The organism is Anaerotruncus sp. AF02-27, assembly GCF_003465835.1.
In the GTDB taxonomy this organism is placed as follows: domain Bacteria; phylum Bacillota; class Clostridia; order Oscillospirales; family Ruminococcaceae; genus Anaerotruncus; species Anaerotruncus rubiinfantis.
On sequence record NZ_QSBX01000018.1, the window covers coordinates 39,071 to 62,547 of the forward strand.

Here is a 23,477-nt window from a genome sequence, read left to right on the forward strand (position 1 = left end):
ATGTCCAAAATTAAAAGTGTAACCGCCCGTCAGATCATCGACTGCAAATGCCGTCCGATGGTCGAAGTAGATGTCGTCACCGACGACGGGTTTATCGGTACCGCCAGCGCCCCGACCGGTTCTTCGGTCGGCATGTACGAGGCATATGTCCTGCGCGACAACGATCCCAACGAGTATGACGGCCAGAGCGTGCACAAAGCGGTCGACAACGTCAAAAATATCCTCGGCCCGGCCATCATCGGCATGGACGTCACCGACCAACGCGCGATCGACGAGAAGATGATTGCGCTCGACGGTACTCCCAATAAAGAAAAACTCGGCGGCAACGCCATCTATTCGGTTTCCGCGGCCGTTCTGCGCGCCGCTTCCGCCGCTGCCAAAATGCCGACCTACCGGTATCTGTGCGGCCGCGACATCAAAACCGTCCCGGTTCCGTCCTTCAACGTCATCAACGGCGGCAAATACGGCGACGTACACCTCGCTTTTAATGAATTCCTGATCGTCCCTTACAAAGCGAAGGACATCTACGAGGCGGTCGAGATCGCTGTCAAGGTGTTCAATAAGCTCGGCGTGATCCTCAAGAAATTCCTCGGCGCGGACCCGCAGGTCGCCCGTTCCTACGGCTGGGCTGCTCCGTCCAACGATCCCGAGGTCGTCCTCGACCTGATGCAGGAAGCCATTGACGCCTGCGGCTACCACGACAAGGTCGCGTTCGCATTTGACTGCGCTTCGAGTGAAGTTTACGATGCTGAAACCAACACCTATCTGATGAAGGACAAACGCATCACCGCTGACGAACTGATCGCTTATACCAAAGCGCTCACTGAAAAATACAACTTCGTCTTCATCGAGGACCTGCTCGACGAGAACGACTGGGAACACTATCCGAAGGCTGTCGAACAGATCAAACGCACCATCATCATCGGCGACGACCTGATCGTCACCAATCCGGAACGCCTGAAACGCGCCTATGACACCAAAGCGGTGGAAGGCTTCATCCTCAAGCCGAACCAGATCGGCACCATCACCGAGGCGCTCGACGCACACGCGTTCGCCAAGGAGCATGGCATGATCTCGGTTCCGTCCGGACGCGCCGGCGGCGTTGTCGGCGATATCGTCATGGACTTCTCGGTCGGCCTCGAAGTGCCCATCCAGAAGAATGGCGCGCCGCGTTCCGGCGAGCGCATCGACAAACTCAATTTCCTGATGCGCGCCTGCGACACCACCCCCGGCTGCCATATGACCGATATCACCGGGCTTGTCCGCTTCTAAAATTTCCGATTATCCCGTCACGCCCCAAAACGGATCGTTTTGGGGCGTGACCTGTCCTGCGGATGTTTTCCCATAAATTCCAAATTTTCCAACAATTCCACCGAAAGGGAGGGGTACCCATGCCCGATTTCTCCGGCAAAGTTTCCGGCAAATTCGATACGCTCACCCATTCCCAGAAGGCTGTCGCGCATTATGCGATGGAGCATATGGATATGATCGCTTTCAATACCCTTGACGATATTGCCACAAAAATCGGCGTGAGTACCACCACCATCATCCGCTTCGCCCGGGAACTCGGGTACAGCGGCTATTCCGATATGCAGAAGGACGTCCAGAGCTCCATCATGGACAAAGTCAGTCTGCCCGAACGGTTTACCAGCAAGCGCGACTCGATCAACCGGGATAAACTCCTGATGGACACCGTACAAAATGACATTGCCGATATCACCAATACCCTCTCGAACATCTCGCAGGACAGTCTCAGGCAGGCCATTGACATGATTGCCTCCGCCCGAAATATTTATGTTCTGGGGATGCGCAGTTCATTTGCGCTGGCCCACTACATGACCTCCCGGCTCGGCCAGATCCGTCCCGGCGTCAAGCTGATTCAGTCGATCGGTATGATCTTTCCGGAGGAGATGGTCGGCGCGGGCAGCGAGGATATCTGCATTGCCTACCTCTTCCCCCGCTATTCAAAAACTGCCGCAAACCTGATCCTGTGGCTGAAAAACATGGGGGTAAGAGTGATCCTTTTCACCAGCCAGAACTACGCGGCCGTCCAGAGCTACGGCGACGTGTTCCTGCCGTGCAGCGTGGGCGGCGTCTCCTTCAAAAACTCGTTCGTCGCGCCGATGTCGCTTACCAACTATCTGGCTGCGGCAGTCGCGCTGCAGGATTACTCCGGTGCGCTCGAAACATTGCGCCAGACCGAGGAATTTCTCAATAAAGGCTATTACCTCGGCCTCTGAATATCCGCACCGGGTCCTCTTATTAAAACAAAAAAAGGGCGGGCAGCTCAAGGCTGCCCGCCCTTTTTATTGTAGAAACCGCTCCCCGCGCAGACGGGAATTTTCTTCTGCAATAACGGGACTGGACGGCGGCATATCTCTGCCGCCGTCCAGTCCTTATGAAGATAGATAAGAAGAAAGCGAAAAAAGAATCAGGTGTTCTTTTTCTGCACGGCAGGCTTCCCGAGCGCGGAATCGGTTTGCGGATAATCCTCGCGGAAATGCGCGCCCCGGCTCTCCTTGCGGCCCTGCGCGGCCTGTGCCATCAGGCCGCTGGAAACCAGCATGCTGTAAAGGCGGAAATTGTCCATGCGAACCGCGTCCTGCGTGGGCGCCTGCTCAATCTCGCGCAGCAGATCCTGCACAAGCTCCTGCACACGTTCCAGGCTTTTCTCGCTGCGGCAAACCAAAAGGTTTTTCTGGTTCACCTTCTGCATGTGCGCAATCATCGCATTGGTATCGATTCGTTTATGCAGGATCTCCTCAAGCGCCGCCGAAGGCTTTCCCGCATCCACCGCCAGCCCTTTCTGTCCGCGGGCCCACTCCGCTGCACTGCGCCCGGCGATTTCTCCGAATACCTGGCAGGTAACCATCATATTTCCACCCAAACGGTCGGCGCCGTGCGGGCCGCCCGCCACCTCCCCTGCCGCGTAAAGTCCCGGCAGGCTTGAGGCGGAGCGCTCGTTGATACGCACGCCGCCGTTAATAGCATGTGCAAAGACCGAGATTTCCACCGTCTGTTTTAAAAGGTCGAGTCCGTTTTCGCGCATGTGATCGCGCGCGACCCGCCACATATGATGCAGCCCGCAGTCGTCCGGGATGCTGTCCACATAGGCGTCTGTCATGTGGGTCAGATCCGCGCAGATGCCGCCGTGCGCGCAGGCATTTCCCGCGCAGATCTCCTTTTGGATGGTGATTTCGAGATATTTCGAGTCATCGCTCGAAGAAAACGGAAAATGCCGCCGGTGCTCATCCATAACATGTTCCGGGGGCATACCGGCAGGGAGGTATTTTTCCATAAAACTTTCTCCCCTGCTATTTTGCAAACGCGGATGCGCGGCCCAGATATAGCCGTTGAAGATATTCGTAATCGGGTGGGAGATCCCCAGACCCGCCTGCATGAACTCCATGTTGATCAGCTCCGCTCCGGCTTCGTAGCCAAGCAGATAACCGTCCCCACTTACATCGCCGGGATTCAGGTTTTTTTCAAACGCCTGGGAAGCTCCGCCAGTCGCAAGCACCACCGCTCCCGCGTCTATTCGTACGAAGCCGCCCGCTTTGTCCATCCCCCAGGCGCCGCGGCAGACGCCGTCACGCATCAGCAATTCCACAATTGTAATCCCACTGAGCTCCCGGATGTTCGGACGCAAGGCGATCTGCTGCATCATGGCATGCACGATCGGATCGCCGTGCCCACGGATGACATGGGTTCTCGGGGCGCTGGCAAAACAGCTTTGGAAGATATAATAATCGTCCCCTTCCATGTCGAAAGCTACGCCCCATTTTTCCAGCTCGGCCACCGTACGCGGCGCGTTTTCCGCCAGAATAGCGGCGAGCCTGGGATCGGCCATCCCCTGGCCAGCGTCGACGATGTCCTGGTAATGCCGTTCGACATCGCCGGGTTTTGCAGGGTTGCCCGCATTGTAGCCGGCCATTTCCGCCACCGGATAGGTGGTTGTCCCGCCAAGTCCAAGCGGTTTTTTGGTGGCGATGAGCACATCCGCTCCCGCGTCGGCGGCAGCGATGGCCGCCCGGCCAGCCGCGCCGCCGCCGCCGACAATCAGCACATCCGTTGCCAGTCTGTTCATAAGTAGTTCCTCGCTCTCTGAACGCCGTCCTGCGTCTTTTTATTGAAATTCCGGCGAACGCTTATGCAAGAAGGCATCCACGCCCTCCGCGCAGTCCGGCGTTTGGAAAATCGTCCTGCTGAAGTCGAGATTTTTATAGAAACATTCCGCGGTCGGCACCATACCGATCTCCCGCACGCCCTTCTTGATAAGTTTGACCGCTTCAAACGGTTTTTCAGCGATACGCGCGGCCATCTCCAGCGCGGTTCTGACCACCTCGCCGGCGGGCGCCAGACGGTTGACCAGTCCAAGGCGCAGGCAGTCGGGCGCGTCGATGAATTCACCAAGGAACATCATCTCCATTGCCTTGGATGCGCCGACCAGCTTCGGCAGGCGGAAAAGCCCTCCGCTGCCAGGAAAGACACCGAGGTTGATTTCTGGCTGCGCGATACGTCCCGCCTCCGAAAGAATCCGCAGGTCGCAGGCCATGGCCATCTCATAGCCGCCTCCGCAAACATTGCCTTCCATTGCCGCAATCACCGGTTTCTCAAGGAATTCAATCGCATTGAAGGTTTCGTTCTCCTTCTGCAGCTTCTTGCCGATGACATCGTCCCAGACCTGGGGAAACTCCTTGACATCCGAGCCGACGCAGAAAGCACGCTGGCCTGAACCGGTCAGCACCACGACGCGCACCTCGTCGTCCCGTTCGAGTTTAAAGAGGGTATCGCGCAGTTCCGCGCTCAATTCCAAGGTTACAAGGTTGAGCGGCGGGTTGTTAAGCGTCAGAAGCGCGACATGCTTCGCGGGTTTCTCCACGAGAATCATTTTATTTTGATATTCCATATTTACTCCTTCTTTTCCTGATGGATTTGCACCGTCCCTGTTCGGTCCAGCGCTTCGATTTCTTCTTCTGTGTATCCGCACCGGCGCAGCAGCGTGCCGGTGTCCTCCCCAAAGGCGGGCGGCGTACTGCGCAGCGGGAGGTTTTCCCCGTCATAGCGGTTGGGATGCCCCAAAACCTGAACCTTCCCCGCCTCAGGAACCTGCATCTGCAAAAAAGGACGGTTATAGATCACCTGCTCATCCCGCAGCATCTGCTCATATTCGTTCACTGGGGAATACCACATGTCTTTGAGCGTGTCAAACAGCGCGATCCATTCGGCGGTCGTACGCTTTTTCAGTTCCTCGCAGACCACTTTGTCAAATTCCTCGCGGTTCTCCATCGCGTCCCGCTCGGTGAAGCGATCCATTACGCCCGGCGTAAAAATTTGGCTCAACCGGTCATGATGGGTCAGCGAAACGGTGATGTATCCGTCCGCTGTGTGGTAAACGCCGTAAGGGGACTGATGGATACGGGTCGAAAGGCCGGTGTCCACCCGCGGGATAAAGCGTCCACCGTTTGAATAGTAACCAACCGTTTCGATCTGCATATCGAGTGAAGCCAAAAGCAGGTTCGTTTCGACCAGGTGCCCCCTTCCGGTGCGGTCCCGGTCACGTGCCGCAGCCACAAGCCCCAGGGCTAAAAGCGACGCCGCGTGCTGCTCGATGAGTGCCGCACCTGCCGGCACCGGCGGTTTGCTGCCCGGACCATTGAGCCAGGCAAGCCCGCTGGCAGCCTGCATGAGCAGTTCATCATCCACCTCCCCCGCACGTGGGCCGCCGTTTCCATAGGCGGTACAGGAACACCAGACAAGCCTCGGAAAGCGTGTCCGGAGCGTTTCATATCCGAGCCCAAGCCCTGCCAGGAAACCCGGGGGACAGTTTTCAATCACTGTATCGTACTCTTCAAGCAATCGAACCACCGCCGCGCGGCCTCCCGGCCGCGAAAGGTCGGCGGCAAAACTTTTCTGGTTGCGTCCGGTCAGGAGAAAGAAGATACCTTCTCCATTTTTCCGGTAATCGCTGCCAGGGCGTCCACGGTTTTCGGGATCCCATTCGACCCGCACCACATCAGCTCCAAGATCAGCCAAAATCTGGCTTGCACCGCAGCCATAAAGTCCATGGACAAAGCTAAGAACCTTCATACCCTCAAGCATGGGGCTTGCCTCCAAATTTGTTTTCTGGCTATCCAATCAGCAGCGTGCTCAGCCCGGGAATGAACACAAACAGGAAAAACACGCCCACAAACCCGAGGAAGAACGGCAGCTCTCCTTTTGCAATTTCACCCATCTTGAGCTTCGAAACCGACGCGGCCGCAAACAGGTTGACAGCGACCGGCGGGGTCATATTGCCAATGACGATCGCAGTACACATAATCATGCCAAAATGGATGGCATGTACGCCCAGGCTCTGCGCGATCGGCCAGAGCACCGGCACCAGAAGCACGCAGATCGCGATACCCTCGAGGAAGGTGCCAAATACCAGAAGGATCAGCGCTACAATCAGGCAGAACAGCCACGGAGCCAGATGCATCGAAACGATCACATCCACCATCTGCCCGGAGATGCCCGAGAAGGTGAAGAGCCACGAAAACGCGGTCGAAGTCGCAATGATGAAGAGCATCATCGCGCTGCTTTTGCCCGATTCCAGCAGGATGCGGTATAGGTTTTCCGTGCGGATTTCTTTATAGACAAAGACACCTACAATAAACGAGTAGATGACCGCCACGGCGGCGGATTCGGTTGGGGTCATGAGACCGGAATAGATTCCGCCCAGGATGATCACCGGCAAAAGCAATGCGGGCAGCGCGCTGAAGAAGCTGCGAAAAAGCTGCCCAGCCGAAAGTTTTACGGTATTTTTCGGCCATTTTTCCTTATTTGCATAGATGATGCAGAGGATGACCAGCACGATCGAGATCATAATGCCCGCGACAATGCCGCCCTTGAACATGTCACCAACCGAACTGTTTGTAATCGTGCAGTAGACGACCATAATGATTGATGGCGGGATGATTGGGCCAAGTCCGCCCGAGACAGCCAGCAGGCCGGCACAGCGAGCGGGTGGATAGCCGATGCGGATCATATCCGGATAAAGCATACCGCCGATAGCAAGCACAGTGGCGGGCGCTGAACCGGAAAGCGCGGCGAAAAAGGCGCAGGCCAGAACCATCGCATAAGCCATGCCGCCGCGGACATTTCCAATGATACTGTTGCAGAAATCAACCAGTCTTCGGGAGATGCCGCCTTCGGTCATCAGATTCCCCGCAAGCACAAAAAACGGGATCGCCATGATTGACACAGAGTCGAGCGCGGTGAACATCCGCTGCGGGATCACCGCGAGCGGCACGTCGACTGTGAGCAGGGACACCATGGTCGCAGCGCCGAGCGAGACGGAGATCGGCACGCCGATGAGCAGCATCAGAATCAAGGTTCCAAACAGGACCAGGGCAGTCATGCGTTTTCCTCCTTTTCCGGGGCCTTTGCCGTTTTATCCAGCAGCAGCATCACCAGCGAAGCCGACTGCACCACTGTGATGATGCCGAAGCTGAGCGGCAGCGCGAAATACGGAACGACCATCGGCAGATGCAGGCCGGGCGAAACCTGTCCCGAAGAGATCTGCGTCTGCAGGATGGTAAAAGAATTGAAAAAGCAAACCGCCGCAAAGAGGATGACAACCAGCTTCGCTGCGGCGCGCAGCAGTTTTCCCGCGAGGCCGTGAAACTTATCGGTGATGGCGGTAATTGAAATCTGGGTGCCGTCCCGCAGACCGGCTTCGGCGGCAAGCAGCGCCATATAGACCATACAGTACCGCGCGAGCTCCTCAAACCAGGAGATCCCCACGTGGAACAGGTTGCGGTTGGCCACCTGTGCGAACGCGGAAAGCACCATGACCACAAAAGCGGCTACCAGAATAAAATCTTCGATCTTCTGCAGCCCGGATAATACCTTTTTCATATGAATCCCTCCTTAAAGCTCCGGCCGGGAGGATGCTCCCGGCCGGAACCGTCCGACAGAAAACGGACGCTATGCTTTACGCGGCGTTTTTATCGGCCTCGATTGCTTCTACCCAAGCCGGGTCCATACGGTCGGAGAACTGCTCCATCGCGGGTTCGACCAGCACACGCATTTCATCCATCGGGATCTCATAGAAGTTGACGCCCAGGTCAACCAGCTCTTTCGCGGCAGCTTCGTTCGCTTCTACCAGGAACTGACGCTGCTGATCCGCGCCGGCTTTCACACCCGTGAGGAAAGCGTCGCGCAGATCCTCGGGGATCTGGTTCCATGCCTTGTCGGACATGAACACGCCCATGAAGCCGAACACGTGGTTGGTGTAGGTGACGTTCTTGGTGATCTCATAGTAACGGTTGGCGATCAGGTTCGCGACCGCGTTTTCAGCCGCGTCGATCGTGCCCTGCTGCAGTCCGGTGAAAACATCGCCCGAAGCCATCGGGGTTGCGATTGCGCCCAGCGCGTTGAACGCGGCGATGTGCAGATCGTTTTCCATCGTGCGGATCTTCAGGTTTTTGAAGTCCGCAACCGTCTCAACCGGGCGGGTGGAGAAAACATTGCGGAACCCAACATCCATCCAGCCGACGGTGTGGACTTTCTGCGCTGCGGTTTTTTCCGCGATCAGGCCGCCAACCTTGCCGTCGATCACCCGGTGCGCTTCATCCGCATCATTGAAGAGGAACGGCTGGTCAAGCACTGCCATCTCAGGGATGAAGGAGGTGAGCACCGCGTTCGACGCGGTGAACATGTCGATGGTCCCCATCTGGGCGCCCTCATACATATCGCGTTCATTGCCGAGCTGGCCGCCCGCGAAAACTTCAATTGTGATCCGGCCGTCGGTGGCTTTTTTCACCTCTTCGGCAATCGCAAGGCCGCCTTTGTGGAAGTTGCTGCCGTCCGGGTCGACCATGCCCATTTTGATGGTGATGGTATCCGCGGCCGGCGTGTCTTTCGAGCCGGCGCTTGAAGCAGCCGGAGCCGCAGTGCTGCCGGCGGGGGCGGAGGAGCTTTCGCTGGAACCGCCGCAGCCCGCAAGGGTCCCAAGAATCATGGCACCGGTCAGAAGCGTTGCAAGTAGTTTTTTCATTTTCTTTCTCTCCTTTTCTTATCACTGTAAGTAGTCCATACAGCGGGTACGACTATTTTTAAAGGGTCCCTTCTGCCGCGACGGCTTTTCCCTGGGCAACCAGTTCCTGGATTTTTTCGTCCGAATATCCGCATTCGCGCAGCAGTTCAGCGGTGTGTTCCCCAAGTTCGGGAGGCAGGCGGCGCAGCGGGACCGGCTGTCCGTCGTAGTGGTTGGCGTGGCCAAGCACTTTTACCTTCCCGGCAACCGGATGATCCATCGTGATGAACGCCTGATTGTAGATCACCTGTTCATCCTTGAGCACGTCGTCGTATTCGTTTACAGGCGCGTACCAGATGCCAATCTCCTCAAAAATTTCCATCCACTCGGCGGTTGTGCGCTTGAGCAGCTCCTGGCAGACGACCTTATCGAACTCGATCCGGTTGTCCATCTGGTCTTTCGCGCTGAAGCCCGCGAGCGCGCCGGGGGTAAATGCCTTTTCAAGGTTTTCAAACGAGGTGAGCGAAAGGGTGATATACTTGTCCGCCGTTCGGTAGATACCGTAGGGCGACTGGTGAATACGGGTGGAAAGTCCGGTATCGGTGCGCGGGGTGAGGGTTCCGCCGTTGAGGTAATAGCCGATGGGTTCGATCTGCAGATCGAGTGCTGAGCCGAGCAGGCTCGCTTCAATCCGGTGGCCTTTTCCGGTCTTGTCTCGGTCGTAAACCGCCGCCGCAACGCCAAGCGCCGCGAGGATCGCACCATGCTGGTCGACCAGCGCGGTACCCGTCGGCATGGGCGGATGATCGCTCGGGCCGGCAAGCGCCGCAAGGCCGCTCATACCTTGGATCAGCAGATCCTGGCCGGGTTTTTTGACTTTTGGCCCGCTTGAACCGTACCCGGTGCAGGAGCAGTAGATCACGCCGGGATTGATCTCCTTCATCTTCTCATAACCGAGTCCGAGCTTATCCATGACGCCCGGGCGGAAGTTTTCAAGGATCACGTCGTAACCTTTTTCCCGTACGAGAGTGTAGATCGCTTCGCGGCCTTCCTCAGATTTGAGGTCGAGCGCGATGCCGCGCTGATTGCGGTTGGCCATCAGATAAAAAACACTGACGCCGTTTTTGTAGGTGTTGCAGCCGGACCAGCCGCGTTCATAGGCGCCTTTGCAGGCTTCCACCTTGACGACGTCCGCGCCGAGGTCCGCCAAAGCCTGTGCGGCCGAAGGGCCCTGCAGGTAATGTGTGAAACTGAGGATCTTTACGCCTTCCAGCATTGTTGATCATCCGCCTTTCTTCACTTGCATCCTTTGAATTATAAACGTTTATAATTCATTTTGAAAAATAAAGCTGCAAGTTAAATTGCAACTTATAAAACTTTTTGTCGTTTTTTCAAAATATAAACGTTTATAATTTGTTTTCTAAAAGATACCACAGCCGATTTTCACTGTCAACAGATTTTACGGATCTTTTCTGTTTTTTACAAACTTTCGCTCCGATTTGTAGTAAAAGGAACCAGACTTTTGCAGTTCGTCATCCCTTCGGCCCGCAGACCGAACGCCGCACAATGATCCTGCCGCGCAGCTGTTTGGGCGGTTCGGGCTGTTCACCTGCAATGAGTTCCAGCAGATAGTCCACACCCGTCCGCGCCATCTCATCCTCCGACTGCAAAAAACTGGTCAGCGGCGGCATCATCATCTCGGCAAACTGGATATTGTCGTATCCCGTGACCGAAAGATCCTCCGGAACATGCAGCCCGCAGGCGTTCGCCGCGCTGTAGGCGCCAATACAAAGCATATCGTTGGCAGCCACCAAGGCAGTCGGCCGGTCGGGTTGGCCCAAAAGCACCAGCATCCGTTTATAAAAATCCTGGATACTCCTGACATTGAAGAGGAACTGCTCCGCGCAGGCCTGAAGCCCGTGCTCCCGCAGAGCCGCCAGCGTCCCCTCGTAACGTTCCTGATAGATCGGGTTGTCGAAACTGAGAAAAGCCGCGCAGATCTTCTTATGGCCGTTTTCAATCACATATTTGGTCATTGTATAGGCGCCGTAATAGTTGTCACTCGGAATACAATGACGCTCGCCTGAAAAGCTTCGATTAAAAAACACATATGGGATGCCGGACTTTTCAAGGCTCTGAATGTGATCGATATGCTGTGAACAGGGCAGCACAATCACCCCATCGACATTGCGCTTTTTAAGCGTCTCGACCAGGCGTTTTTCCTTTTCCAGCTCTTCATTTGCATTGCACAGAAGGATCATGTACCCCTGCCTGCCGGCATATTCCTCAATGCTTTTGGCCACCTTCGGATAATAGGGGTTGGTGATATCCGGCACGATTAACCCCAGGGTGTTGGTGCTGCCAATTTTTAGGCTGCGCGCCGAAAAATTCGGTTTATAGTCCAGCTCACGCGCCGCCGAGAGAACCCGTTCCCGAGTCTGGGGCTTGATATTGTTTTTATCCGCGAGCGCGCGGGAAACGGTGCAGATCGAAACGCCCGCCAATTTTGCCACATCCTTGATTGTCGCCATCACTCACCATCTCCCAACCTCTTATAAACGTTTATATTCCACTTAAAAAATACCATGGACAAGGTTCTCCTGTCAAGCGTCACACATAATCTTTGCTCTTTGCCACAAATCCACACCGGTATTTTATCATCTTTTCACAAGAAAAGACTCCATCCGCTCACGGCTGCGGGCGTATCGGATGCGGACGCATTTTTCGTTTACATCTTTTCAGAGTCCCCCGAATAGATATGACTATGTCATCTATTGGGAGGTGTCTTTTGATGAGCAACGAGATTTCGGTTTCCAATCCGGCGCCTTACCCGCCGGTCGCAGTTTCTGCGCCAAACCAGAATTACGCGCAGATTCTCTCGCTTTCACTCGCCTCTTCGGCCGGGGAATTCGGCGCCATTGCCCAATATGTTTATCAGAGCTGGGTTTTCCGTCCGCAGGACCCGCAGCTGGCGCGGCTGCTCCTGCGGATTTCGATGGTGGAGATGAAGCATCTGGATATTCTGGGACAGCTTATCGTACTGCTTGGCGGCGACCCAAAATACCAAGCGCTCTGCCCGCCAGCCTGCCCGATGTGGAACGCGCGGATGCTCGACTACACCAGCGATTTGCGCGCCGGGCTGCATTGCGACATCCGTGGGGAAAAATCCGCTTATGAAGGCTATCTGCGGGCAGCACAGCGAATTCGCGACCCGTATGTTTCACAGATGCTTGAGCGGATTTCGCTCGACGAAGCGCTGCACATGCAATTATTCGAGGAAGCCCTGCGCAAACTCTGCTGATTTTTTCCTCTTCACACAGGCCTGCGGCACTTGTGTTCTTGTCCGCCTTTTGTTATACTAAATACAAGAGGTGATTAGATTGGCGAACAAGAAAAGAAAATCGCATGCCGGCGGCAACACGGGCTACCGGAGCAACATCGATTACAGCAATACCACCAAACAGAAAAGCCCTTTTAAACGGCTGATCGACCACTACGCGCAGCGTCCGTGGCTCTTCTTTGCGATCCTGTTTCTGGCGGTTATCATAACCTACGAACTCGTGAAATAAAAGGAATCCGCAAATCCGCCGCCGCGGATTCGCGGATTTTTTTAAAGGCCCGCTTCTTTCCCGCTTTTCATCCGCTCCGCTGCTTTCCGAAACTTCCGAAGCGGCATCCGCAGATGTTCTATGGGCATCCCGGCTTCCCCCATGGCCCGCACCGTCTGTTTCCGAGATACGGTCTGCGCGTCCTGGCACGCTTCCAGATCCGGCCGTGCCATGAGCCCCTTCTTTCGCTGAAATTTGGCCCGTATCCAGATTCCCCCTTTCGTATACTTTAGAATCCCATGAAATGGAATAGGCCAGGCCGTTTTTCACATTTTCACGGCGGCACGGCGGGCACCCGGAGCCGGTTTCCTTCATAAGCTGGGGAAAAGGAGGTTTCACAATGACAAGCCAGTTTCAGAACACCACCGAAAACACTGTCGTGATGGCTTTGGGTTTCATTATCCTCATCGTCTGTATCCTTCATTTCCTGCCAGGGACATGGGACAGTTTTTAAAATATTTTTGATGTCTAAAGGAGTCTCTCAGATGAATTGGTTTCGTAAATCCGGCTGGCTCGCCCTGCCGGTTGCTTTTTTTCTGCTTTTCGGGTGCGCCGCGCCCACTCCAGCCGCATCCGCCTCTTCCGGCAGCCAGAATCCGCCCGACAGCGTCGCCGCGCAGGGCAAAGACGTGCAAACACAGCCGTCCGGCGGAATGTTGCGGGTACATTATCTCGACGTCGGCCAGGCCGACTGCACCTATCTCGAACTGCCGGACGGCAAAACGATGCTCATCGACGCAGGCGACCTTGGCGGCGGCCCGGCTATCCTAGATTATCTCGCACAGCAGAACTGCGAAAAGCTTGACTATGTGATTGCGACCCATCCGCATTCCGACCACATCGGCGGAATGGCCGACATCATCTCCGGCATAGAGGTCGGTGCGTTCTATATGCCAAAGGTCACACACACCTCCAAGACCTTTGAAGCGATGGTCGGCGCGGTTGCCGCGAAGGGCCTGAAAATCAACGTCGCAAAGGCTGGAAAGATGATCCCGGCGGAAGGCTATGCGCTCGAATTCGCCGCGCCGGTACAGGAGAGCTACGACAATTTCAACAACTATTCCGCCGTGCTCAAAGTCACCTATGGGGATACCTCGTTCCTCTTCACCGGCGACGCGGAAACACTTTCAGAGGAGCAGATCACAACCGATGTGAAGTCCGACGTGCTCAAAGTCGGCCACCATGGCAGCGACACTTCCACCTCCGCTGGATTCCTAAAGCGGGTATCCCCGAAATATGCGGTCATTTCGGTCGGTGAGGGCAATTCCTACGGACATCCGGCCGGCAGTACCCTGCGGGCGCTTTCCGAAGCCGGTGCCGCAGTTTACCGAACCGACCGCGACGGAACGGTGGTCCTTTCTTCGGACGGGAAAACAATTGTACCGGGCACCGCGGCGGTTTCCGAAAGCGTGCCTTCCACCGAAGCCTCACCCGCTCAAGCCGCGGCTGACCCGGCTTCAGAAACAGTCTGGATCACCGCGTCCGGCCGGAAATACCATGCGGACCCCGGCTGCAGCAACATCAAAAACGCTTCCGAAATCCCGCTTTCACAGGCTCTGGAGCGCGGGCTCGCGCCCTGCAAAAAGTGTTTCCCCTGACCTCTTTGGCATTCGACGATCCGCCAAAGGCGCGGGCTTATGAAGTGCTAACAGCGTTATAAAACAGGGATGCCGCCGTTTGGCGGCATCCCTGTTTCTGTTTTTCGTCCTATATGACAGCATTCCTTCTTTTGTTTCACAGGCAGCAATCCGTATAGCAGTTTTTTCGATTTCGGACAATTTTTCCGCCGCTGCATAGAATATAAATAGAAATACCGGACAGACGCGGCCTTTTTTCTGCGCGCATGCGTTTTCCGGGATTTTTACATAGGATATGCCGGCGCGCGCAGCGGCGGATTGGAGCGTATTATGAACCGATATGTCATCCCTGTCCCACACAGCAGCCGTCCCCAGACAAAATCGCCACAACCGTCATCCGAACCCGCGTCCCGCCCGGAACCGCCTTCCCTGGATCAGGAATTCCCCAGCCGGAATCCAGAGGCGCCTTCCCCAAAACCGTCATCCTGCCTGGTGGACGAACCCGAGTCCACATGTCCATCGGCGCCGCCCGCCCCGCAGGAGCCGCCTCTGCCGTGCGGGATGCCGGGACCGATGGGGCCCATTGGCCCCGCCGGTGTAACCGGTGCGACTGGCCCAACCGGCCCTACCGGCGCGACTGGCCCTACCGGCGCGACTGGCCCTACCGGCGCGACTGGCCCGGCCGGACCCGCTGGAGCGGGGGGATTCGGCGGGATTGAAACGCTCGCAGTACGCAGTACCACCACGGCCGACCCGGGATTCCCCGCATTGGTCACCGACGCGACCGGCAGCCCCAACCACCTGCTCGATTTTGTCATCCCACGCGGCGTAACCGGCACGGCGGGCCCGCAGGGGCCTGCCGGACTTCCGGGGCCCAGGGGACCCGTCGGGCCCACAGGGCCCAAAGGGCCGGGCCTGTCCCCCGCTTACGCGAGTTTCTACACAGCCGGAAATCAGCGGATTCTGCCCGGTGAAACACTGCCGCTGGAATATGCAAATCCCGCGAACTCCAGCGGATTTATCCTTTCCGGCAACGCCGTTGCCATTGCGGAAAGCGGCGTCTACCTTGTGAGCCACCGGGTGGCGCTCGCACCCGGTTATTCCGCCGTCTTTGTTGTCCGTTCAAAAAATGGCGCGGACTCGAGCGGCAATGCAAGCTGCGGGGCCGGTGCGGACGGTTCGTCCAGCGTCCCCTGCGCGGCTACAAGCCTTCTGCGGCTTTCAGCGGGCGACATGGTTTCGCTTGTTCGAATCGCGCAGGAGGACACAGCCCCAATCGAGACAACCGGCGTGGTAGACGGAATGTCTGTTATTTCGATCCAGCTCACCCTGTTCAAAATCGCTGAATAGCCCAAACCGGTCCGTAAACGCCTGTTACAGGTGCTTACGGACCGGTTTTTTCTGCGCGAATCAGCCGTTCACGATGGTACCGCCGTTCGGATGCAGTACCTGCCCAGTCATGTACGAACTGTCGTCGCTTGCGAGATAGACATAAGCTGGCGCAAGTTCAAACGGCTGCCCCGCGCGGCGCATCGGCACCGGCGAAGTCTGGGTGCCAAACGCAGCGACCTCCCGCGCGGAAAAGGAGGAGGGAATGAGGGGTGTCCAGATGGGCCCGGGCGCCACCCCATTCACACGGATTCCGCAGGGCGCGAGCGAAAGTGCCAGCGAACGGGTCAGCGCCGCGAGCGCGCCCTTGGTGGCGCTGTAGTCAATCAGTTTGGGTTCCCCGTGATAGGCCGTAACCGAGGTGGTGTTGATGATCGCGCTTCCGCGCTTCATATGCGGCAAAGCCGCCTGGATCATGTAAAAGGTTGCAAAAACATTGGTGCGAAAGGTTGTTTCGAGCTGTTCGGCGGAGATGTCCAGGATGCTCTCCTGTACAAACTGTACCGCCTGATTATTGACCAGCACATCGACTTTTCCAAAGCATCCAACTGCCTTCTCCACAGCGGCATCCGCGTTGCTCCGCTGTCCCAGATCCCCTGGGATCAGCAGACATCTGCGGCCCAGATTTTCGATCCAGCATTTTGTTTCGCGCGCGTCCCGTTCCTCACAGAGATACGGGATCACTAGATCCGCGCCCTCCTTGGCAAAAGCGCAGGCTACCGCCCGGCCGATGCCGCTGTCGCCGCCGGTCACGACAGCTGTTTTGCCCGAAAGTTTCCCGCTGCCGCAATAGGAGGGATTTTCAAAAATAGGACGCGGATTCATCAGCGTCTCGAGTCCGGGCTGTGTCAGCTGTTCCTGCGGGGGAAACGCGATGGGAACACTTTTGCACTGCGTTTCTTTACGCAGATACGGATAAACTGGTACCATGAGAATGACCGCCTTTCAGAGACTGTTTTTTCTCAGAATATTCGTTTTGGCGATCTTTCGTGAAAAAATTTGACAATGTATCGTTGTCGCGGATGCGGAAACACTAAAAGAAACTTTAAAAAGGAGCTGATTATCATGTCCGATCCGAAAACACCCAAGTCCGCCCATCCGTTCGATGCGGACGACGGCCGCGATCTGTTTGACGATCTGTTTTCGGTAGCTTCCGCCACCGAATGCACCGGCCTCATCCCCGCGGCCCCAGCCGACGAGCCCGAAGTGGATTCCTACAGTGAAATTTATGATATCCCGCTTAGCCACGAAAAAGTGAACCGCGGCCTGCAAAACATCAAAAAGACGACCGAAACACCGGGAATCCCGGACTAAAAAATGGAACGGCCAATGGCCGTTCCATTTTTTCCGCGCTCAGATGAGCAGCAGATACCCCTCAAATTTATCGTAGCTTGTTACCGCAATGTTTGCGCCGTCAATCACAAGATCACTCATTGAAAGGCCGTATGCCGTTTTGTCCTTGCGGTAGACCCCGATCGGAGATTTTCCAGACGAAGCCACTGTCAAGGTGTAGCTGTTTTCCGTCAGAGGCCCCCAGCGCGCGTCGTCCGCACCGAAATCCAGACGGGTTACGCTCACCCCCTGTTGGGCGGCGGGCGCGGTCATGGTGCCGTCCGCGTTGATGGTGACGTTCCCGCCGTTTTTGACGCCGCCGAGCAGTTCCCCTCCAACCGGCAGCGTATAGTTCGAAAGGCTGTTCAGTTTCGCGAGCAATGCATCGGTAAAATCGTTGGCCGAAAGCCCTTTGCCTTCCACTTTATCCACCTTCGCGGCAATCTGCCCGGCAATGGTAGCTGCAAAATTGGGGTCGTTGCCAAGCGCGTCAGCCAGCTCCTTCAGGGTGTCGAGCGTCTCCGGCGCAGAGGCGGCCAACGCGGCGACCGCTTCCGCCACCTGCTGTGCTGTTTGAAAGCCGCTGTCGTTTGAAAGTTCGCTCACTTTGGTCGGAACATTCGCGCCGTCCACCTTTCGGACTTCCAGATCGCTGAAATTGTCGTTGACCGTTTTAATGACGTTTTCAATGAAATCGCCAAGCTTTACGGTTGTTAATGCCAAATGAATTCCTCCTATATTTTTTCGATCACAATTTTTCCATCGAACGGCTCCGCTGAATAAAGCGCAACGTCCCCGTTCGGCAGGATTTTATACTGATACCACACGTTCCCGTATCCCGCGTCCGCTTCCCGAAGCACCTCCGTAACCATCGCACTCAGACCGAGCCCGTGCTCCGACGCGGGAATCAGGCAGCTATACTGCAGGCCGCTTTTTTGGAAAGCCGAAGCGGAAAAACTTTTGACATAGAGGATACCGGCCACCCCGCTCCCGGTGCCGGAAAGATCCCGGTAGAACTGTTCCTCTGTCCCGGAATAGCCGCCTTCCACCGCATAGCGGTAAGCGGATTTCCCCGCCGGCCCCGCAGCGACGACGGTTGCCTTCAGTTTTGCCGCTGTTGGGATTTTGCCGCTAATCATAAGTCACCTCACCTCCGATCCGAAAGTCGTTCGGCGGGACAATCGTCATGACCTGGCCGTCCGCGCAGCTGAGCTGCACATCGTATTTGTACCCGCCATAAGAAAGCCCGCGCGTGTCCTGCGGCGCAAGCTCCACCTGTGCCGCTCCGGTTTCGGTAAAAATGGTTATGATCTTCTGCAGCAGGATTTCTGCCGTGTTGACATCCTTCTTCACCGTAAAATAGACCGTATCCCCGGATTGGAATGGATGCGGCGTCCCATCCGCGTTCTCACAGCTGATGTGGATGGTTTCACTGTCCCCGCGTGTCATGCGCAGATTGTATCCGTTTACATGCATCGGCAACGCTCCTTTCACCTTTACCGCCAAAATGCCGGAAAAGTTGCATGGAAAGGCAACTTTTCCGGCATTTTGGCGGAAGGACCTGCTTTCTAAAGTACAAGTTTCATTCTGATATAATATGAAATGCAGACCGGTTCGAACCGGAGGGCAGGGACTTTCAGTACGCTGGGATCGAGGCTGCCCAGCACACCGACTGAAGCAAAAAGGGCGGCTTTCCAGATGGAAAGCCGCCCTTTGTCCTCTCAATAGGCGTTATATTTCTCCCCGAGCCATTCCCCAGCCTTCGCTAGGCCGTCAGCATCAAGCGAAAATTCTGCCTCGCCCAACATCCTGCCGTCATGCTCCCGGCAGTATTCAAAGCAGTAGGTATCATACGCCCAGACCTTGACCGTCTCCGCTTCCGGCTGAAACCGGTAACGGAAATCGCCCACGCTCCCGGTGTAAATATTCTTTGCCTGTAAAAAATCAAGCATTGGCAAATCCATTTCCATCACCCCACAAAAGTATATCACATCCACTCTGTAAAAGGAACCGCCGGATCATTCCTGCTGCAGCGGTTCCCCTTCCTTCGAAAAGCCCGCCTTGGCAATACAGCGCCGCAGCCAGCCGCCATGCAGATAGTAGATGATAAAAAGCACCGCTGTAATCGCCCAGGTAACGGGATAGCTGATCACCACCATTTCGACAAATGGATAAAACGGCAGTACGAAGAAAATCCACAGCACACGCAGCACACAAACGCCTCCGCAGACGATCAGCATCGGCACCAGCGCCTCGCCCGCTCCGCGCACCGCGGCGGAAAGGATCTCAATAACGGTGTAGACAAGATAAAAGGGCGCCATCATCAGCATCATTTCCACTCCATATTTCAGCACCTCCACATCGTTTGTGAAGAGCTGCAGCAGCGGTTCGGCAAAAAGGCAGAACAGGATGCTGACCACCACGGTGGTCGCAACGATCATTCCCATGCAGACCCGCACGCTTTTGCGGACCCGGTCATATTTCTGCGCGCCGAAGTTCTGTCCCACAAAAGTGGTGATTGCAAGGCCGTACGCGGCGGATATCAGCCAGTAAAAGCCATCTACCTTGCCGAATGCGGTCCACGCGGCAACCACGTTGGTGCCGAACCCATTGATACAGGCCTGCAACAGGATATTGGATATGGCATACATGTCCGATTGGATGCCCGCAGGCAGCCCAATCTGCAGAACATTTTTCAAGATGCCCGGATAGAACCGGATCTTGCGGAAGATAAGCTGATAGATGCTGCCCTCCTTGCAGAGCGCCAGCAGCGTGAGCACTGCGCTGATGACTTGTGAAAGGACGGTTGCCACCGCGACACCCGTCACCCCCAGCCCCAGTTTCACCACAAAGAGCAGATCAAGCAGAATATTCGTGAGGCAGGCCACAATCAGGAAATAAAGAGGACGGCGGGTATCTCCAACCGCGCGCAGAATACCGGAACCGATATTATAGAGAAAGGACGCGACCGTGCCAAGGAAAAAAATCCGCAGATAGGTCAGCGCATGCGGCAGGATATCGTCCGGCGTCGCCATCGCCACAAGGGCGGGTTTTGCTCCGGCAATGCCAATTGCCATGATCCCCACGCCAGCCGCCAGCGCCAGTGCGACCGCCGTATGGACGGCGCGCTCCACCTCCTCAAAGTTGCGCGCGCCGTAATACTGCGCGATGACAACGGTGGCGCCGGTCGAAACGCCCATAAAGAGGTTCACCAAAAAGTTGATGAGCACGCTGGTCGCGCCGCCAACCGCCGCGAGTGCCTCCTTGCCAACAAAGTGCCCCACAATGATGGCGTCCGCTGTATTGTAGAGCTGCTGGAAGAATGTTCCCAGCAGGATGGGAAAGAAAAAAGCGAGCAGCTGTTTCCAGATGGCTCCCTCTGTAATCCCGTTTTCACAATGTGTTGTCTGCGCCATGATAGCTCCGTTTCTTCCTTCTAATAATTCATATCCCCATCAGTATAAAGGAGAAAACTGAAATGTCAAGGGGTTTTCCGGGAAGAAAAAGTCCTGTGTTTTTTACCCGTGTTCCCGACCCATTTCAATCATGGGATAACGAGAGGCCCGCACATGGCAAAGATTTGTATCCCGACACGCCGATCTGGGATAAACAGGAAATTCATTCGTGATATTCCACAAGAAACGAAAAGAAGCGAAAACCGGAACCGACAATCCTATACAAATTTTGCTTGCAAGTGGCTGTCCAATAGAGTACAATAATACCAAACAAATCTGTTCCAGGAGGTAGGACAATGAAAGGGAACGTTATTGTCGGCCAATCCGGAGGACCGACCGCAGTGATCAATTCCAGCCTTGTGGGGGTCTATAAAACCGCGCGCGACCGCGGCGCCGAAAAAGTTTACGGAATGCTGCACGGGGTCCAGGGGCTTCTGGAAGAACGCTATGTTGATCTTTCCGAACATATTCGCAACGACCTCGACATCGAGCTGCTCAAGCGTACCCCGTCCTCCTATCTCGGTTCCTGCCGTTACAAGCTGCCCGAGATCTGGGAGAATGAGGAAATCTACAGGAAGGTCTTTTCAATCCTCGATAAGCTCGGGATAAAATACTTCTTCTACATCGGCGGAAACGACTCGATGGACACCATCAAAAAGCTCTCGGATTACGGCATGGTAAAAGGCAGCGACATCCGCTTCATGGGCGTGCCGAAAACCATCGACAACGACCTGGCTGTCACCGACCACACCCCCGGCTACGGAAGCGCGGCAAAATACATTGCCTCCATCCTCAAGGAAGTCATCCGTGACGGGCTGGTCTATGACCAGAAAAACGTCACCATCGTCGAAATCATGGGCCGCAACGCAGGCTGGCTGACCGGTGCGGCCGCGCTGGCACGTTGTGAGGACTGTGAAGGCCCGGATATGATCTTCCTGCCGGAAATCCAGTTCGACATCGACCGGTTCATCTCCCGGGTTGACGAGGTGCAAAAACGCAAAAAATCGGTGGTGATCGCAGTTTCGGAAGGGGTCAAGCTTCCCGACGGGCGATATGTCTGCGAGCTGACCGACAACGTCACCTTTGAGGACGCATTCGGCCACAAACAGCTGGCCGGGACCGCCCGGTTCCTTGCGAACAAGGCTTCGCGGGAAATCGGCTGCAAGACCCGTGCCATCGAATTCAGTACCCTGCAGCGCTGCGCTTCTCACATTGTTTCCCGCGTCGACATCACCGAAGCGTTCCAGGTCGGCGGCGCGGCGGTCAAGGAGGCTTTTGAGGGCGAGTCCGGCAAGATGGTCATTCTCAAACGGCTTTCAAACGACCCCTACCAATGCGCGACCGACATCTACGACGTACATAAAATTGCAAACGTGGAAAAAGTCGTTCCGCGCGAATGGATCAACACGGAAGGCACCTATATGTCCAATGATTTTCTCACCTACGTTCGCCCGCTCATCCAAGCCGAACTGACCCCCATTATGGTCGACGGCCTGCCCCGCCACCTCTATTACGACAACAAAAAGCCTCTGGAGCCCTGACACCAGCTGCTTTCAGGATAACGCCAAAAAAATTGGCGTTATCCTTTTTCTTTTGCCGTACCGCATCCGGCTGTTCAAAAGCTTCGCACACCAAAGCACCCCAATGGAAATATACTGTTATGGGATACTGTATCCCCCTGACATCAATAATATTGGAGCGTTCAATTATGAATACGAATTTATATCCCAATCCAAACGACCCAACAAGGTATCCGGCGGGCAGCACCGGCTCGTCCGCTCAGGCCGCCTGCCCGTGTCCGACTCCGCCAAATCCGTGTCCCTGTCCGCCGCCGGTACCACCCTGTCCGCCTCCCTGCCCGCCATGTCCGCCTCCCTGTCCAATCCCGGTGCCAGGTCCAACCGGACCCACTGGGCCGACTGGGCCGACTGGCGTGACCGGCCCGCAGGGGCCAATGGGATTTCCGGGACCCGCTGGCCCGAGAGGAGCCACAGGAGCTACTGGGGCCACGGGTGCTACCGGCGCTGCCGGCTCAGATGGAACAGCTGACACCATTGTCATACGCAGCACCACCACCGGTGAACCCGGAGAACCGGCACAGGTGCATGACGCGACCGGAGGTCCAGTCCATCTGCTCGACTTCGTGATTCCGCGTGGTGAAATTGGACCTACTGGAGCAACTGGTCCCACCGGCCCAACCGGTGCTACCGGCGCGACTGGAATAGGAACAACCGGTGCGACTGGCGCGACCGGACCGACTGGGCCCACCGGACCCACTGGCGCGATCGGCGCTACCGGCGCAATAGGAACAACCGGTGCGACTGGGCCAACCGGGCCTACTGGGCCCACCGGACCCACTGGCGCGATCGGCGCTACCGGCGCGACTGGAATAGGAACAACCGGTGCGACTGGCGCGACCGGACCGACTGGGCCAACCGGGCCCACTGGACCCACTGGGCCGACAGGAGAAACCGGAATGGCGGCGACTATCCGAGTCGGTACAGTAATCACCGGTGATCCTGGAACTGATGCACAGGTAATCAACTCCGGCAATGAAAACGACGCGATATTCGACTTCGTTATTCCGCGCGGCGAACCAGGCGGCGGCGGTACGCCCGACGTGCTTGCCACGGTCGACTCTACCGACCAGTCAACCTCCGCAGGCGTTGCGCTGACATTCAACGAAACGCCGCTCATCTCCGGGAATGCCATAACCCACCAGGCGGGCAGCCCTGACATCCAGATCCATCAGCCCGGCATCTATCAGGCCTCATTCCATGGCACCGCCTCGCCTGAACCCAATACAACGATCCCCTCCACACTCCTGGCGCAGCTCTATCTCAATGGGGCTCCAGTCGCGGGCGCTACGGCAAACCACACTTTCACCGCCTCAACCGAAGCAGCGACCATGACCTTCTCTGTGCCTTTCCGTGTGGACGGCGCCGCAACGTTGCAGGTCGTCGCCAGCCAGGCAGGCTTTCTCTTTGACGACATCGCTCTGACCGTTATCCGTCTTGGCGACGCGTCCTGACCCATTGTCATATCTGGATAGATATCCGACAAACAAGAATGAGGAACGGCACCGCCGTTCCTCATT

The 23,477-nt window shown here is 56.3% G+C and carries 25 protein-coding genes; 9 read left to right on the plus strand and 16 right to left on the minus strand.

Going from position 1 to position 23,477, the window contains the following annotated elements:
• Both DWV16_RS13160 and DWV16_RS13165 read left to right on the plus strand, forming a co-directional pair.
• On the plus strand, nt 1–1,272 hold the full coding sequence (locus DWV16_RS13160; protein ID WP_066458997.1) for an enolase C-terminal domain-like protein: 1,272 nt from the start codon (nt 1–3) through the stop codon (nt 1,270–1,272).
• 119 nt (nt 1,273–1,391) lie between these two features.
• Nucleotides 1,392–2,240 (plus strand): MurR/RpiR family transcriptional regulator, encoded by an 849-nt coding sequence (locus DWV16_RS13165; protein ID WP_066458995.1) that lies wholly within the window; start codon nt 1,392–1,394, stop codon nt 2,238–2,240.
• Nucleotides 2,241–2,431: 191 nt separating this feature from the next.
• Here DWV16_RS13165 and DWV16_RS13170 read toward each other — a convergent pair whose 3' ends face one another.
• The 8 genes from DWV16_RS13170 to DWV16_RS13205 all read right to left on the minus strand — a co-directional run bounded on the left by DWV16_RS13170 (nt 2,432) and on the right by DWV16_RS13205 (nt 11,550).
• On the minus strand, nt 2,432–4,087 hold the full coding sequence (locus tag DWV16_RS13170) for an FAD-binding protein (protein WP_118479666.1): 1,656 nt from the start codon (nt 4,085–4,087) through the stop codon (nt 2,432–2,434).
• Between the two features lie 39 nt (nt 4,088–4,126).
• On the minus strand, nt 4,127–4,909 hold the full coding sequence (locus DWV16_RS13175; protein WP_066458991.1) for an enoyl-CoA hydratase/isomerase family protein: 783 nt from the start codon (nt 4,907–4,909) through the stop codon (nt 4,127–4,129).
• 2 nt (nt 4,910–4,911) lie between these two features.
• Nucleotides 4,912–6,102 (minus strand): CaiB/BaiF CoA-transferase family protein, encoded by a 1,191-nt coding sequence (locus tag DWV16_RS13180; protein ID WP_118479668.1) that lies wholly within the window; start codon nt 6,100–6,102, stop codon nt 4,912–4,914.
• A gap of 28 nt (nt 6,103–6,130) precedes the next feature.
• Nucleotides 6,131–7,399, minus strand: coding sequence for a TRAP transporter large permease (locus DWV16_RS13185; protein ID WP_118479670.1), 1,269 nt, complete (start codon nt 7,397–7,399; stop codon nt 6,131–6,133).
• Entirely contained in the window at nt 7,396–7,899 is a 504-nt protein-coding gene (locus DWV16_RS13190) for a TRAP transporter small permease (RefSeq protein ID WP_066458981.1), read from the minus strand. The genes DWV16_RS13185 and DWV16_RS13190 overlap by 4 nt, the downstream gene beginning before the upstream one ends.
• 76 nt (nt 7,900–7,975) lie before the next feature.
• Nucleotides 7,976–9,040 carry a TRAP transporter substrate-binding protein gene (locus DWV16_RS13195; protein ID WP_066458979.1) on the minus strand — a complete coding sequence of 355 codons (1,065 nt, stop codon included), beginning with the start codon at nt 9,038–9,040 and terminating at the stop codon, nt 7,976–7,978.
• A 58-nt stretch (nt 9,041–9,098) separates the two neighbouring features.
• The gene (locus tag DWV16_RS13200; RefSeq protein ID WP_066458978.1) at nt 9,099–10,295 is read right to left on the minus strand and encodes a CaiB/BaiF CoA-transferase family protein; all 1,197 of its coding nucleotides are present in this window, start codon (nt 10,293–10,295) and stop codon (nt 9,099–9,101) included.
• 256 nt (nt 10,296–10,551) lie between these two features.
• Nucleotides 10,552–11,550 (minus strand): LacI family DNA-binding transcriptional regulator, encoded by a 999-nt coding sequence (locus DWV16_RS13205; protein ID WP_066458976.1) that lies wholly within the window; start codon nt 11,548–11,550, stop codon nt 10,552–10,554.
• Nucleotides 11,551–11,810: 260 nt separating this feature from the next.
• Between DWV16_RS13205 and DWV16_RS13210 the strand changes: the two genes are divergently transcribed.
• Nucleotides 11,811–12,320, plus strand: coding sequence for a manganese catalase family protein (locus DWV16_RS13210; protein ID WP_066458974.1), 510 nt, complete (start codon nt 11,811–11,813; stop codon nt 12,318–12,320).
• A 79-nt stretch (nt 12,321–12,399) separates the two neighbouring features.
• The gene (locus DWV16_RS13215; RefSeq protein WP_066458972.1) at nt 12,400–12,588 is read left to right on the plus strand and encodes a hypothetical protein; all 189 of its coding nucleotides are present in this window, start codon (nt 12,400–12,402) and stop codon (nt 12,586–12,588) included.
• A gap of 41 nt (nt 12,589–12,629) precedes the next feature.
• On the opposite strand, the gene DWV16_RS19100 is transcribed toward DWV16_RS13215, so the two are convergent.
• Nucleotides 12,630–12,800 (minus strand): hypothetical protein, encoded by a 171-nt coding sequence (locus tag DWV16_RS19100; RefSeq protein ID WP_158572881.1) that lies wholly within the window; start codon nt 12,798–12,800, stop codon nt 12,630–12,632.
• Nucleotides 12,801–13,112: 312 nt separating this feature from the next.
• On the opposite strand from DWV16_RS19100, the gene DWV16_RS13220 reads away from it, so the two are divergent.
• A complete protein-coding gene (locus DWV16_RS13220; RefSeq protein ID WP_158572883.1) occupies nt 13,113–14,225 on the plus strand; it encodes a ComEC/Rec2 family competence protein in 1,113 nt (370 codons plus the stop codon).
• Nucleotides 14,226–14,638: 413 nt separating this feature from the next.
• Here the strand turns inward: DWV16_RS13220 and DWV16_RS19795 are convergent, their stop codons facing one another.
• Complete coding sequence (locus DWV16_RS19795; RefSeq protein ID WP_199719791.1) at nt 14,639–14,788, minus strand: hypothetical protein; 150 nt, start codon at nt 14,786–14,788, stop codon at nt 14,639–14,641.
• Between DWV16_RS19795 and DWV16_RS19800 the strand changes: the two genes are divergently transcribed.
• Nucleotides 14,778–15,554: a hypothetical protein gene (locus DWV16_RS19800; protein ID WP_305000071.1), complete on the plus strand. Its 777-nt coding sequence runs from the start codon at nt 14,778–14,780 to the stop codon at nt 15,552–15,554. The two genes, DWV16_RS19795 and DWV16_RS19800, sit on opposite strands and share 11 nt — an antisense overlap.
• A 60-nt stretch (nt 15,555–15,614) precedes the next feature.
• On the opposite strand, the gene DWV16_RS13230 is transcribed toward DWV16_RS19800, so the two are convergent.
• Nucleotides 15,615–16,523 (minus strand): SDR family oxidoreductase, encoded by a 909-nt coding sequence (locus DWV16_RS13230; protein ID WP_118479674.1) that lies wholly within the window; start codon nt 16,521–16,523, stop codon nt 15,615–15,617.
• 135 nt (nt 16,524–16,658) lie between these two features.
• Here DWV16_RS13230 and DWV16_RS13235 point away from each other — a divergent pair, with 135 nt between their 5' ends.
• Nucleotides 16,659–16,907: a hypothetical protein gene (locus DWV16_RS13235; RefSeq protein ID WP_066458941.1), complete on the plus strand. Its 249-nt coding sequence runs from the start codon at nt 16,659–16,661 to the stop codon at nt 16,905–16,907.
• A 39-nt stretch (nt 16,908–16,946) separates the two neighbouring features.
• Here DWV16_RS13235 and DWV16_RS13240 read toward each other — a convergent pair whose 3' ends face one another.
• From DWV16_RS13240 to DWV16_RS13260, 5 genes are all read right to left on the minus strand, one after another.
• Nucleotides 16,947–17,648 carry a hypothetical protein gene (locus tag DWV16_RS13240; protein ID WP_118479676.1) on the minus strand — a complete coding sequence of 234 codons (702 nt, stop codon included), beginning with the start codon at nt 17,646–17,648 and terminating at the stop codon, nt 16,947–16,949.
• Between the two features lie 11 nt (nt 17,649–17,659).
• Nucleotides 17,660–18,064, minus strand: coding sequence for a hypothetical protein (locus tag DWV16_RS13245; RefSeq protein WP_118479678.1), 405 nt, complete (start codon nt 18,062–18,064; stop codon nt 17,660–17,662).
• Nucleotides 18,057–18,401: a hypothetical protein gene (locus DWV16_RS13250; protein ID WP_066458935.1), complete on the minus strand. Its 345-nt coding sequence runs from the start codon at nt 18,399–18,401 to the stop codon at nt 18,057–18,059. The genes DWV16_RS13245 and DWV16_RS13250 overlap by 8 nt, the downstream gene beginning before the upstream one ends.
• Nucleotides 18,402–18,646: 245 nt before the next feature.
• Nucleotides 18,647–18,889: a hypothetical protein gene (locus tag DWV16_RS13255; protein ID WP_066458932.1), complete on the minus strand. Its 243-nt coding sequence runs from the start codon at nt 18,887–18,889 to the stop codon at nt 18,647–18,649.
• A 54-nt stretch (nt 18,890–18,943) separates the two neighbouring features.
• Complete coding sequence (locus DWV16_RS13260) at nt 18,944–20,341, minus strand: MATE family efflux transporter (protein ID WP_118479680.1); 1,398 nt, start codon at nt 20,339–20,341, stop codon at nt 18,944–18,946.
• 335 nt (nt 20,342–20,676) lie between these two features.
• Here DWV16_RS13260 and DWV16_RS13265 point away from each other — a divergent pair, with 335 nt between their 5' ends.
• Entirely contained in the window at nt 20,677–21,921 is a 1,245-nt protein-coding gene (locus tag DWV16_RS13265; protein WP_066458928.1) for a 6-phosphofructokinase, read from the plus strand.
• Between the two features lie 413 nt (nt 21,922–22,334).
• Nucleotides 22,335–23,411, plus strand: coding sequence for a spore surface glycoprotein BclB (locus DWV16_RS18890; protein WP_305000072.1), 1,077 nt, complete (start codon nt 22,335–22,337; stop codon nt 23,409–23,411).
• The last annotated feature ends 66 nt before the right edge of the window (nt 23,412–23,477 follow it).

Bases quoted from the DNA above. Each gene is read 5' to 3' on its own strand.
- DWV16_RS13195 (WP_066458979.1), bottom strand. From the start codon at position 9,040: ATGAAAAAACTACTTGCAACGCTTCTGACCGGTGCCATGATTCTTGGG.
- DWV16_RS13265 (WP_066458928.1), top strand. From the start codon at position 20,677: ATGAAAGGGAACGTTATTGTCGGCCAATCCGGAGGACCGACCGCAGTG.
- DWV16_RS13260 (WP_118479680.1), bottom strand. From the start codon at position 20,341: ATGGCGCAGACAACACATTGTGAAAACGGGATTACAGAGGGAGCCATC.
- DWV16_RS13190 (WP_066458981.1), bottom strand. From the start codon at position 7,899: ATGAAAAAGGTATTATCCGGGCTGCAGAAGATCGAAGATTTTATTCTG.
- DWV16_RS13230 (WP_118479674.1), bottom strand. From the start codon at position 16,523: ATGGTACCAGTTTATCCGTATCTGCGTAAAGAAACGCAGTGCAAAAGT.
- DWV16_RS13235 (WP_066458941.1), top strand. From the start codon at position 16,659: ATGTCCGATCCGAAAACACCCAAGTCCGCCCATCCGTTCGATGCGGAC.
- DWV16_RS19800 (WP_305000071.1), top strand. From the start codon at position 14,778: ATGGGGCCCATTGGCCCCGCCGGTGTAACCGGTGCGACTGGCCCAACC.
- DWV16_RS13255 (WP_066458932.1), bottom strand. From the start codon at position 18,889: ATGGATTTGCCAATGCTTGATTTTTTACAGGCAAAGAATATTTACACC.
- DWV16_RS19795 (WP_199719791.1), bottom strand. From the start codon at position 14,788: ATGGGCCCCATCGGTCCCGGCATCCCGCACGGCAGAGGCGGCTCCTGC.
- DWV16_RS13200 (WP_066458978.1), bottom strand. From the start codon at position 10,295: ATGCTGGAAGGCGTAAAGATCCTCAGTTTCACACATTACCTGCAGGGC.
- DWV16_RS13165 (WP_066458995.1), top strand. From the start codon at position 1,392: ATGCCCGATTTCTCCGGCAAAGTTTCCGGCAAATTCGATACGCTCACC.
- DWV16_RS13160 (WP_066458997.1), top strand. From the start codon at position 1: ATGTCCAAAATTAAAAGTGTAACCGCCCGTCAGATCATCGACTGCAAA.
- DWV16_RS13175 (WP_066458991.1), bottom strand. From the start codon at position 4,909: ATGGAATATCAAAATAAAATGATTCTCGTGGAGAAACCCGCGAAGCAT.
- DWV16_RS13250 (WP_066458935.1), bottom strand. From the start codon at position 18,401: ATGCATGTAAACGGATACAATCTGCGCATGACACGCGGGGACAGTGAA.
- DWV16_RS13205 (WP_066458976.1), bottom strand. From the start codon at position 11,550: ATGGCGACAATCAAGGATGTGGCAAAATTGGCGGGCGTTTCGATCTGC.
- DWV16_RS18890 (WP_305000072.1), top strand. From the start codon at position 22,335: ATGGGATTTCCGGGACCCGCTGGCCCGAGAGGAGCCACAGGAGCTACT.
- DWV16_RS13170 (WP_118479666.1), bottom strand. From the start codon at position 4,087: ATGAACAGACTGGCAACGGATGTGCTGATTGTCGGCGGCGGCGGCGCG.
- DWV16_RS13245 (WP_118479678.1), bottom strand. From the start codon at position 18,064: ATGATTAGCGGCAAAATCCCAACAGCGGCAAAACTGAAGGCAACCGTC.
- DWV16_RS13185 (WP_118479670.1), bottom strand. From the start codon at position 7,399: ATGACTGCCCTGGTCCTGTTTGGAACCTTGATTCTGATGCTGCTCATC.
- DWV16_RS13220 (WP_158572883.1), top strand. From the start codon at position 13,113: ATGAATTGGTTTCGTAAATCCGGCTGGCTCGCCCTGCCGGTTGCTTTT.
- DWV16_RS13180 (WP_118479668.1), bottom strand. From the start codon at position 6,102: ATGCTTGAGGGTATGAAGGTTCTTAGCTTTGTCCATGGACTTTATGGC.
- DWV16_RS19100 (WP_158572881.1), bottom strand. From the start codon at position 12,800: ATGGCACGGCCGGATCTGGAAGCGTGCCAGGACGCGCAGACCGTATCT.
- DWV16_RS13210 (WP_066458974.1), top strand. From the start codon at position 11,811: ATGAGCAACGAGATTTCGGTTTCCAATCCGGCGCCTTACCCGCCGGTC.